Origin of the sequence: Streptomyces sp. YS-3, assembly GCF_045257485.1 — a bacterium.
Classification (GTDB): Bacteria; Actinomycetota; Actinomycetes; order Streptomycetales; family Streptomycetaceae; genus Streptomyces.
The window spans coordinates 1-10,034 of the sequence record NZ_JBJHPC010000253.1 but is presented as its reverse complement, the minus strand read 5'-3'; the positions used below and the strand labels follow the sequence as shown (position 1 = coordinate 10,034).

Here is a 10,034-nt window from a genome sequence, read left to right as displayed (position 1 = left end):
GGCCCGGACCGGCGAAACGAGCCCTCCATGCCCGACACCGCACCCGCCGCCCACGCCCACGTTCATCTCGCCCTGCACCCCGAGCACCCCAGCGCCGTCGTCGCCACCCCTCGCCGGCAACACACTCCACACCGCCCGCGCCACCCTCGCCTCGCACGGCTTCCGGCCGGTCACGGACGGCACGATGCTCCTCGTCCGGATCGACCACGAGGAGCCCTACTACGCCAACACCACCGCAGGGCTCCTGCGCGACGCCGGCATCCCCGTGGAGATCACCGAGCAGCTGCAGGAGGAGATCAACACCGAGTGGACCTGGGCGGACCACCCGATGACCTGGCTGGACCGTGAGGAGATCCGACTCGTGTCCGCGGACGCCCAGAAGATCCACGACGACATCAACTCCGGCCTCCTCACCCTCCACCTCCACGCCCACGACGGGCACACCACCGTCGGCGTCGGCACCTACCAGCACGCCGACAGCGTCCACCTCCACGGCGAGAACCACCTACGGGTCGTCAGCAGCTCCTACGACACGCCGGGCGAAGCCATCGCCGACTTCGAGCGCCTGTACGGCGACGCCGTGCCAGAACGCCGGACCGCGCACGCTCCCGTGCCGGTGGCAGCAGCGCCGCCAGCTGCGCAGCCTCCCGGGCGCAACCGGTGAGCCTCTGTCCGGAGCACATGACGGTATTCTGGTGGGCCTCGCCGTCCCGGCCGCCCGCGGGACCCCCCGCTTCTTCCTGTCGCGGCAGCTCATCGGCCGCCTGCGCTCCGTCACGAGCGGCATCGCCATGGAAGGTCGCTGCATCGCCGGTACTTTTCACACGGCAGCGAGGGCAGCACCTACTGGCACCGCGTCCATGCTTTCACCACGATCGACGGCCAGTACGTCGAGTTCGAGGGGACACTGTGCTCCCCAAACCCGGAGACGCCCTCACCGTGCGGAATCGGCCCAGCAACCCCGTACGGTGACGCTGATCATTTCGTCGCATAATGGGGTGGTGCGTGCTGATGATGTTGCGAGCGAACCCGAACTTTTCTGCTGGATTCACTTCACACGGAAGGGGCGGCCTGTCGTTTCAATGGATCGGCAGGCGACAGCCGTGCGTGTCTCCGTCCCCTTTCCCGCGGACTTGGTGAGGTTGCGGAGACTCCCCAGCAACCTTCACCGGAATACCGAGGTTCCGTTCTGGGTGAGCGGCACGGGGGCGGAGTGCGATGTCTCAATGGAGCCGAACGGCGGCGTTCGGGTGCGCCTCATCCCCTCGGACAGCGCCGAGCGGCGCGCCGTCTGGGGCGTTCTCGTCAGGCGCGTTCTGCGCAACCGGACCTATCGCCCTCTCCGGGCCCCTGGGGCTCGGCGCCCTGAACGGCTGAGTCTGCGGTATGACGACCGTTCGCCCACGACCAGCGTCCGTACGATCTCCGGCGGGTTGCCAACGCTTGGGCGTGATCGCTGAGCAGGCCGCGGGTACTAGGCAGTTTCGTTTGGATCAGCCGATCGTTTGGTCAAGCGTGCCGTTGACCGACGCGCAGTGGGCGCAGCCCCGGGCGCTACCTGGACGAACTGAGATCCAGTACCCCGCCCACACGCCACCTGCCTTACGTGGCTGCCTTCGGCCGGCCGGACGCAGTCGCGGCCGTCACCGAGTTCGCACCCTCCATCATCCGATCCGATGACACGGTCTAAGTCTGCGGCGGCGAGCGGCTGACCTTCCACGAGGCGCAGAGCAGGGTCTCCGGATGCTCCTGTCGGGCCGCCCGGTCTACCTCGACGGCGCACCCGAGGACATCACCACTTTGGCCGACCTGCTGATCACGGAGGGGCTGTGCGAACCGCTGACGGGCTAATCATTCTCGGGCTACACCGGTCTGGTCACGCCCGTGACCTTCTCGAAGCAGCCGCCGACCTCGCCATAAGGCGCATCGACACCGCGTCCAACTATCTTCGCCATGCTCCTACGAGGTCCTGTAAAGACATCGGCCGGTGACCTGCTGCCGAACTTCTCACTCTCCACCAAGGTCGGATTCTTCCCCGGGGGCCACAGCCTCGATCCCGCCCGACTGCGGACCGCCGTCGAGCAGGCAGTGAAGGACCTCGGGCGCGAGCCCGATCTGGTGTTCCTCCACAACCCGGAGCACTCGGCATCCGACACCGGGAGGCTGGGGCCGGCGTGCGCGGCCCTGGCCGACACCGCACGAGTGAACGGCTGGATTCCCTCGCCCGCCGCGTAGCCGAAGGCTGGCGTCAAGACGGCGCGCATGTCGGAGCTCGGGCACGGCATGATTCCGCCTTCGGAGGGACTGGGTGGCGTCTCCGTCACCTCCGTACAGCGCAGCGCCTCGCTGAGCCTGGCGAAACTGGCGATGCTGCGCTTCGATGCCGTCAGCGACGAGCTGACGCAGGCTGCACGGGCCCTGGTGGCCGCTATTGCCCTCCTGGGCGACCGGCTCGCCTTCGCTTCCCCTGCCCTGCACCTGCGCTCTGGTTGCGAACTGCTGTTGGTGTCCGAGCGCATCGATTGGATCCAGCGCGGCCGTGACGGGGGGCCGGTGTTCGATGCGCTGGAGCTGTCTGGGAGCGGGCGGCCGAGTCGGGAGGCGGCCTCGCTGATCGGCTGGCTGCGCACGGCCCCCAACCCGCAGCGCCGCCAACGGAATCCGCAGGCCGCGACCCCGGGAACGATCAACGTCCGCCGCTCACCACGGACAGGGCGTGGTTGATCGCCGAAGGGCCGGCGGCAGGGCGATACATAGCGGACGATCCCCGGTTAGCAAAACCGGGGATCGTCCGGACCATTAGTGGTCCCACCGTCATTCCCTGCCCGTCACGTCGAAAGGCACCGTCACGACGACCGCCCACAACTTCACGCTCCGCTGGCGCTCCAGCTAGAGGACCCTACGCGGCGATGTAGCTGAGACGGAACAGGTCCTGGGCACGCTCCAGGTCTCGCTCCGTACGCAGCTGCAGCTCCAGGTCACCTGTGCCGTGATGGCCGAGCCCCGTCACGTCCCGGGTGAAGCCGGGGACGAGGTCGACCTCCTTCGGGTCGGCTTTGAGGTAGACGAGGATTTTGGTCTGCTGCGGGGGGCAGAGGCTGGCGAAATTCCGCAGCCGTCGGTAAGCGCGGTACTGCTTGCGCTGGACCCGGCTGACGCCGTCCCCGAGTCCGACCAGTACCTCGTCGACCGCCTCGGCCAGCTCTGCCATCGCGCTGGCCTGCTTCCGGACCGTCGGCACCCCCGCCGCACGGCGGCATACCCGTTTGGCCGGCGCCGAGTGCCCGGTGACGGAGGCCACGGTCTCGAGGCCGAAGTGGTGGCTGCCGAAGTACCGGTAGCGGACCAGGTCGATCGAACGTCGGTGCTCGCGCAGGGCGTGCGCGTCGTAGCGGGTGAAGTCGCCGGCCACGCAGATCAAACGAGGTGTGCTCCACAGGATCTGGGACGCGGCCATGACCCCGAGTCGATGACGGACCAGGTTCCGGAAGGCGTCCTTGTGGTTCGTCAGCCAGGCCATGTAGTAGAGCCCCTGGTTGATCACGCCGGTGTCGGTGCCTCGCTTGTACTCGACGATCACCGGTGCCCCGTTCTCGTCGAGTCCCAGCGAGTCGATCCGCCCGCCGTCGACACAGTCGATTGCGAACTCACTCGCCAGGAACCGCACCCCCAGCATCACCTCCATGTGCGCCTCGACGAGGTCCTGCACATCCGCCTCGACCGCAGCCAGACGCGGCACGACCTCGCTTGCTTCGCCCGCCGTGTTGAACAGTTTCAGGCCCACCGCTCCCCCCTCCGCGATCACGATGTCAAAGGGGAACGCCGCAAAGCCCAGGGATATTTCCGCGGCCGGAGCGTTTTGAAAGGAACCCACGAGCCACACATGCACAGCCAGAACAACGTGACGCCGGGCCTGGCTGCCCAGTACAGCCCCTCGCACATCCGCGCTACCTGGGCCGGAACTGGCAGCGTCGAGGACGCTTCCCGGGCCTTCGGGTTCTCCAGGGCGAAGGGCTACGACCTGGTCCGCCGCGGCGAGTTCCCCTGCCGGGTGCTCCGCATCGGTCGCAGCACCCGCGTCGTCACCGCCTCCCTGCTCCGCGTCCTAGATAGCGGCGAACCCGAATACGGCGGGACTCAGGACGCGCGCCCTTCGCCAGCGTGACCCTCTACGTAGACAGGCCCCCGCCGGAGTATCCGGCGGGGGCTTCTCTGTCTCGCACAATCGTCACCACAGCGTGGATGCTGTAGGGCCAATGACCCTGGCCTGCATACCTCGCCCGTCTTTGGTGTGTTGCCCACGAACGTTTCGCGGGGGCGGTTGGTGTCCGTGCGCCAGCCTCGCTCGCGATGGCGGAGCCGGTGAAGGCGAAGCGGTTGACCGACGAAGAGGGGCAGAGACGGAATCGTCCGCAGGGGCAGACACGAGTCGGTGCGGCTCAGGCGGGCTCTGATCATCATGGCGTCAGCATCCGGGACGGCGCTGGGGGCCAATCACCCGGCTGGTCGTCGTGTGCGTCGGAGGCCGCCAGCCTTGCGGGTACCGGGGACACGGTGCCGGGCAACACAAACAGACTCGGCTGCCCCCTTGCAGACCATCGTCGGCTCGCCAGCCCCGCACGGACAAGCGGATCGAGTGGCCGGTGCTGCCCGGTGCATCGAGCTACACGTCCACCGTCGCAGGGCGTGGAGACTTCGTCAGGTCGGCGAATCGGAGATTGTTCGCGACCCTGTCATGCGGACTTCCACGGGGGGACCGGGCTCAGCTTTCAACCCCACTCAGGAAAATGCAATTGCGATCCTGCTGACGCAAATTCCTTCCGCCATTCTCCGAAGAGTCACCGCCTGGCCAACCTCGAACACCCGACCGGTTTCCCGTGCGAAACTTCATAAGGTGCGATCGATTTCGATCGATACCGGACAACCGCGGAGCACGATTGACCATTCGACCCGCACCCGACCACCCGTTCGATAGCGCGTTCGGTCCTGTATTTGAGCCGCCGTCTCGGGATTTTCGAGTTTGTGGCCATTCTGGCGGCACGACGGTCGTCGGCCACGCTACTTTCATCGCACTGCCGCGGGGACTCCTGGTAATCCGGCTTCGCATCCTTCACCAGGAGTCCCCGCACTCCAACCGCTCAGGAAGGAATTCTCATGAACGGTCAACAGTCCCCCGCCGCTGACGAGCCGACGGGCTTTGACGGTACCAACGTGCTGGTGCAGGAGTGGAGTCGGCGTGCCTGGGCTGTCACGCGGCTGCTCGGTGTCCTTCTCGCTTTGACGGTGGTGCCCATCGTGCTGTTCACGCCTAGGTGGCAGACGGCGGCGGGTGCGTGGTTCGCCGTGACGGCGTTGACGGTGTGCGGTGCAGTTCCGGCCGTAGCAGCCCGATGCCGGTGCCGCTGCCGCTGCCGTTAGTGGTGAGGGGTGTGTGGCGGCGAGGGATGCCACGGCCGCACACCCCATTCCCAGTGCGGAGTGTTGGATCCCTGTCTGTGTCGTCATTGGGGTTCAGGGCTCGTACCAACGGCAACGCGGTCGAAATCGGCGGGGTGGTGCTTGTCTGTGTCTGAATCAGATCGTCAGGGCGTGTGCCGACATTGCGGGGAGACCTTCACCCGTGTGCGCGGGCCTGGCCGCAAGAGAGTCTTCTGTGACCGGCGGTGCCGACGTGGTGCCCAGCGCAAGAAGGCCGCTGAACGGCAGGCGGTGCGGTCGGTGTTCCCGACAGCGCTCAGTGCGGCCGAGGGGGTGCAGGGCGCGGTGATGGATCTGCTGGAGGGTGAGCACGCGCACGCCGACCTTGAAAGTCTGCTCACCCTGGCGCGTCGGGTCGGCCTGGAACTGGAGTGCTACGCGGCAGCCGCGGTTATGGATGCCCGGGCCCGGGGGGCGAGTTGGAAGGAGGTAGGGGCTTCATCGTTTACGAGCGCCACCACCGCGAGCGCACGCTGGAGCCCGGCCGAGGTGCGGCGGTTGTTCGAACGACGGGCGGCAGCGCGCTCCGCCGGCCGCACAGCCCATGCCGTCCTGATGCCCGCCGCCCGTGCAAGCGCAGATGAGTCGGCCCTGGATGAGGCGGCCCTGGCCCGGGCCCGGGCGTCAAGCAGCCTCTCGTGCGCCTTGTCGTTTCTGCTGCGCCGCTCGGGCCTGTCCATGCAGGAGGCCGCGCAGGGCACAGGGCTGTCCCGCTCCTACGTATCGAAGATCGTCTCCGGGGACCGGGTGCCGACATGGCCTGCGGCGCAAGCCCTGGCCGAGGCGGTCGGCGCGAACGCGGGTGACATGCGGCCGCTTTGGGAGGCAGCGCAGGGCTTGGCCCGGGCGCCCCGTCCGTCTCTCGACGAGGCCGTTGCCCGGCTGGGGTCGGCGTTGCGCGGCATGTATCTGGCCGCCGGCTGCCCACCTTATGAGCAGGTAAGCCGTCTGAGTGGTGAAGTGGTGCCACCAGCCGTGGTGGAGGGCGCCCTGCGAGGGGAGGTCGTCCCGTGCTGGGAGACCACCAGCGCCCTGCTCACCGCGCTCAACGCCCAGCCTCAGGACCTGCGCGGTATTTGGGACGACGCCAATTACGCCTTCCTGCTGTGTCTGCAGATGCCGCTGCACGACGGCGCCCCGCCCCAGTCCGGCGGCGAGTGCGCTGACTGACCCGTGCCTCGCCTTTCAGCCGCCGATATCGGGAAAGAGAGAGTGATGAGTGAAGCCCGCCAGCGTCGATGGCCCGCAGAGGGCGGCGCAACGTGGACGGCGCCGGGCGCCCCTGCGCAGACGGCGGTGTCAATCATGCTGCCTGTGGAGTACACGGCTTTTTGCCTGCAGTATCAGGGCGCTTACTTGCGCTATGCGCTGCTGCGGCTGCCGAGCCGTGAGACGGCTCGCGTGTGTGTGGCCGGCGCGCTGGGTGAACTTGTCACGATGTGGCCCGCAGTCATAGGCAGCGGACGGCCTTCTGCGGTGGCGTGGGGAGTGCTGCGCGCGTGGGTCAGCGCGGCCAGCGGTCTTACCCCCGAGGGGGCGCAGCCCCTCACGCTCGCTCAGGACGATGCACTGTTGCTGCGACAGGAACTCCAGCTGTCGGATACGGCGATCGCATCGGTGATGGGGCTGGATAAGGGGACGGTGACCAGTCACCTGCGGCACGCCGAGCGCACACGGCGCACCGACTAACGAACCGCGCAGCGATGAGAGCCGCGCGTGGCCGGAACCCTCATCTGCACGTCCGGATCACCCCTGGGTGCGCTATCGGTTACGGCCGGTGGTCTCTACCATGGCAGATTCATCCGCACGCTCATCTCTCATCGACGCGGCGAGGTCTGCATGCAAGGGGAGCCGTGGAGCCCACCGGCGATCGACCCGACGGTGCCCAGCGTGGCCCGTATGTACGATTATTACCTAGGGGGAACCAACAACTACCAGGTGGACCGGGACGCATGTGCCGCGCTGCTGGAGCAGGTGCCCAGCACGATGGAACTCGCGCTCAACAACCGCCAGTTCTTGCGCCGGGTGGTCCACTACCTGGCCGAGCAGCAAGGGATCACCCAGTTCATCGACCACGGTTCCGGCCTGCCGACACGGGACAACGTCCACCAGGTCGCCCAGCGGGTGCATGACGAGGCGCGCATCGTCTACGTCGACAACGACCCCATCGTACTGGCTCATGGCCGGGCGCTGCTGGACGAGAACTCGTACACCACGGTCATCCAGGCCGATATGCGCGACACTGCCCGGATCTTCGACCATCCCGACACCCGGCGCATCATCGACTTCTCCAAGCCAGTGGCAGCGCTATTCGTCTCGGTGCTGCATTGCATCCCCGACGACGACCCTGCCCACCTGATCCGCAATGTGGTGCGGCGCCTGGTGCCGGGCAGCTTCCTCGTCATCTGTCAGCTGGTCAGCGCTGATCCCAAGGTCCGCACCTTCGTCACCGACTTCATGGATGCCGCCACCGACCATCATTGGGGCCGGGTGCGGGAAGAGCACGAGGTGGCCGCCTACTTCGAGCACGAGTCCCTCACGGTCCTCGACCCGCCGGGGCTGGTGGAGGTGTCCGCGTGGATGCCCGACACCGACCTCGCACGTCCTCAGCGCAGCTGGGAGTGGAAGGAGTGGGGCGGGGTGGCGCAGGTGCGGTAGCGACGGACCCCGGGCGGGCTCGCCGCCCGGGCCTCATTTCCCGGCAGCCAGGTCCTGCAGGCAGGCCAGAGACGCCTCGCGTGACATGACCTGGGCTGCGAGGCGGTCCAGCAACGTCAGATAGTGCTCAACTTCCCGGGGGTCCTGTGTGAACATCGAGCCGACCAGATGCTCGCTGTAGACCGCGTTGTCCAAATCGGGTACAGCGAACGAGAGGTGGGTCATGTTCGTCGAGGCGGGGACGGTGCGGAACACGTCGACGGGCGCCACCTGGATCTTCACGTTCGGGCGCTGGGCCCACCCGATCAGGTGTCGAATCTGGGCGGCCAGGATGTCCCGGTCGGAGACCGACCACATCAGGGCGTCCATCTTGATGACTGCCCACAGGACAGGGGCGCCGGGCTGTTCCAGCTGGTGCTGACGGGCCTGGCGCAGGGCGACCATACGGTCGATCTCGTGGGCGGAGCGGGTCGGCCACTCGGCGCGGATCACAGCGCGCGCGTACTCGGCGGTCTGCAACTGCCCCGGCACGTAGACCGGTTCGTAGATCCGGATCAGTTCGGCTGCTCCCTCCAGGGAGAGCAGCGGGCTGAAGAACTTGCTGACGACGTCGCGCCAGGATTTCCACCAGTCCGGCTGATGGGACAGCTCGACCAGCCGGACAAACTCCTCGACCTCTTCAACGTCGCTCACCCCGTACAGACTCAGCATGGCGCGGGCATCGAGTTCGCTGCACCCCTGCCGGCCCTTCTCGATCCGGCTGATCTTCGACGGCTTGAAGCCGAGCTCCTTCTCCAGGTCCCTCTCCTCCAGCCCGGCCGCCTCGCGCAGCCGGCGCAGGCGTCCACCCAGGATGACCTTCAAGGCGGTGGGATGTGCCTCGGCACGACGAAGCGCGGCCCGCTCCAAGGATGCTGGCCCCTGCACGCGAGCCCCCACGAGCTGTATGGGGGAAGGGAGAGACGGTTCAGCTGCGAGCATAGTGGTCTCCTGCGTCACAACACATGGAGCACCAGTATCCCGACCTCTGGGGCCAACGCCGCCGCATCTCCCTTTCCCTCAGGGTTTTCAGTCAGTCACAAAATCGAACTGCCCTTCCCTCGCCCCGGCGAGAAACGCCCGTGCCTCACTCGGAGTGAAGACCAGAGCGGGCCCTCCAGGAAACCGCGAGTTACGCACGGCCATCTCCCCGCCGGGCAGCGCCGCGACCTCCACACACGACCCGGCTCCATTGCTGTGACTGCTCTTCGTCCACCCGACCTCGCCCATCCGGTCGGCCGGCATGCCATTCTCGAACCGATGCATCACCATTCGCTCCTTTCGCCACTCGCCCCCCTCCCGCCCCCACACGGCTCCACGCAATTCCACATGCAATTGCATCGGAGAGATAGATGACCGTACCCTCATGCCTTCGCGGCGGCGATGCCGTTCGAAGAGAACGCCTCACGGGGGTGCCACCAGCAGTGATCGGGCCGACAGACCAGCGCGCCAGTATCCCGCCACCCAGGCCACACTCCGGCAGACCGGAAGTTGGCTCGGAATCACTCCCCGCACTAACTCGAACGGGCGACGCAGACCCCGGACTCGAACGCGGCATCAGTCCCGCAGTATTTGCCGCACACCAGTTCAAAGCCGTACCTCGCAGTGTGGCTGAATCACGCGCATTCGCCTTGCGCTGCCTCGTCCGCTGGAGGCTCTCCTCGCCAGAACCCAGCGCCGGCCACCTCGCCCACGACACCCAACTCGTCGTCAGCGAACTCATGACCAACGCCCTGGACCACGCAAGCCCCAGGGCACATTGCCTCACTGGCCCCTTCTGGCTGGCCCTGCACCTACGCGTCTCCGACCTGGTCTGCGCAGTCAGCGACCCCAGCCCCGCTCCCCCGCGCCTCCTACCA

The 10,034-nt window shown here is 67.2% G+C and carries 10 protein-coding genes and 1 pseudogene; 8 read left to right on the top strand and 3 right to left on the bottom strand.

Features of this window, described 5'->3' with window-relative positions; genetic code table 11:
• From ACJA3G_RS20685 to ACJA3G_RS20675, 3 genes and pseudogenes are all read left to right on the top strand, one after another.
• A pseudogene (locus ACJA3G_RS20685) lies at nt 1-664 on the top strand (hypothetical protein); the annotation flags it as partial.
• A 1,289-nt stretch (nt 665-1,953) separates the two neighbouring features.
• Nucleotides 1,954-2,235 (top strand): hypothetical protein, encoded by a 282-nt coding sequence (locus tag ACJA3G_RS20680; RefSeq protein ID WP_406554500.1) that lies wholly within the window; start codon nt 1,954-1,956, stop codon nt 2,233-2,235.
• A gap of 27 nt (nt 2,236-2,262) precedes the next feature.
• Nucleotides 2,263-2,724 carry a hypothetical protein gene (locus tag ACJA3G_RS20675; protein WP_406554499.1) on the top strand — a complete coding sequence of 154 codons (462 nt, stop codon included), beginning with the start codon at nt 2,263-2,265 and terminating at the stop codon, nt 2,722-2,724.
• Nucleotides 2,725-2,899: 175 nt separating this feature from the next.
• Here ACJA3G_RS20675 and ACJA3G_RS20670 read toward each other — a convergent pair whose 3' ends face one another.
• Nucleotides 2,900-3,685 (bottom strand): DUF5655 domain-containing protein, encoded by a 786-nt coding sequence (locus ACJA3G_RS20670; RefSeq protein WP_406554502.1) that lies wholly within the window; start codon nt 3,683-3,685, stop codon nt 2,900-2,902.
• A gap of 198 nt (nt 3,686-3,883) precedes the next feature.
• Between ACJA3G_RS20670 and ACJA3G_RS20665 the strand changes: the two genes are divergently transcribed.
• The 4 genes from ACJA3G_RS20665 (at nt 3,884) to ACJA3G_RS20650 (ending at nt 8,136) form a co-directional block, all read left to right on the top strand.
• The gene (locus ACJA3G_RS20665; RefSeq protein ID WP_406554498.1) at nt 3,884-4,165 is read left to right on the top strand and encodes a helix-turn-helix transcriptional regulator; all 282 of its coding nucleotides are present in this window, start codon (nt 3,884-3,886) and stop codon (nt 4,163-4,165) included.
• Nucleotides 4,166-5,718: 1,553 nt separating this feature from the next.
• Nucleotides 5,719-6,648, top strand: coding sequence for a helix-turn-helix domain-containing protein (locus ACJA3G_RS20660; RefSeq protein WP_406554497.1), 930 nt, complete (start codon nt 5,719-5,721; stop codon nt 6,646-6,648).
• 135 nt (nt 6,649-6,783) lie between these two features.
• On the top strand, nt 6,784-7,167 hold the full coding sequence (locus ACJA3G_RS20655) for a hypothetical protein (protein WP_406554496.1): 384 nt from the start codon (nt 6,784-6,786) through the stop codon (nt 7,165-7,167).
• Between the two features lie 150 nt (nt 7,168-7,317).
• Nucleotides 7,318-8,136 (top strand): SAM-dependent methyltransferase, encoded by an 819-nt coding sequence (locus tag ACJA3G_RS20650; protein ID WP_406554501.1) that lies wholly within the window; start codon nt 7,318-7,320, stop codon nt 8,134-8,136.
• A gap of 33 nt (nt 8,137-8,169) precedes the next feature.
• On the opposite strand, the gene ACJA3G_RS20645 is transcribed toward ACJA3G_RS20650, so the two are convergent.
• The gene (locus ACJA3G_RS20645; protein WP_406554495.1) at nt 8,170-9,000 is read right to left on the bottom strand and encodes a helix-turn-helix domain-containing protein; all 831 of its coding nucleotides are present in this window, start codon (nt 8,998-9,000) and stop codon (nt 8,170-8,172) included.
• A gap of 204 nt (nt 9,001-9,204) precedes the next feature.
• Complete coding sequence (locus ACJA3G_RS20640) at nt 9,205-9,441, bottom strand: DUF397 domain-containing protein (protein WP_406554494.1); 237 nt, start codon at nt 9,439-9,441, stop codon at nt 9,205-9,207.
• Nucleotides 9,442-9,782: 341 nt separating this feature from the next.
• Here ACJA3G_RS20640 and ACJA3G_RS20635 point away from each other — a divergent pair.
• The coding region (locus ACJA3G_RS20635; RefSeq protein ID WP_406554493.1) for an ATP-binding protein at nt 9,783-10,034 on the top strand (252 nt) is incomplete at its 3' end.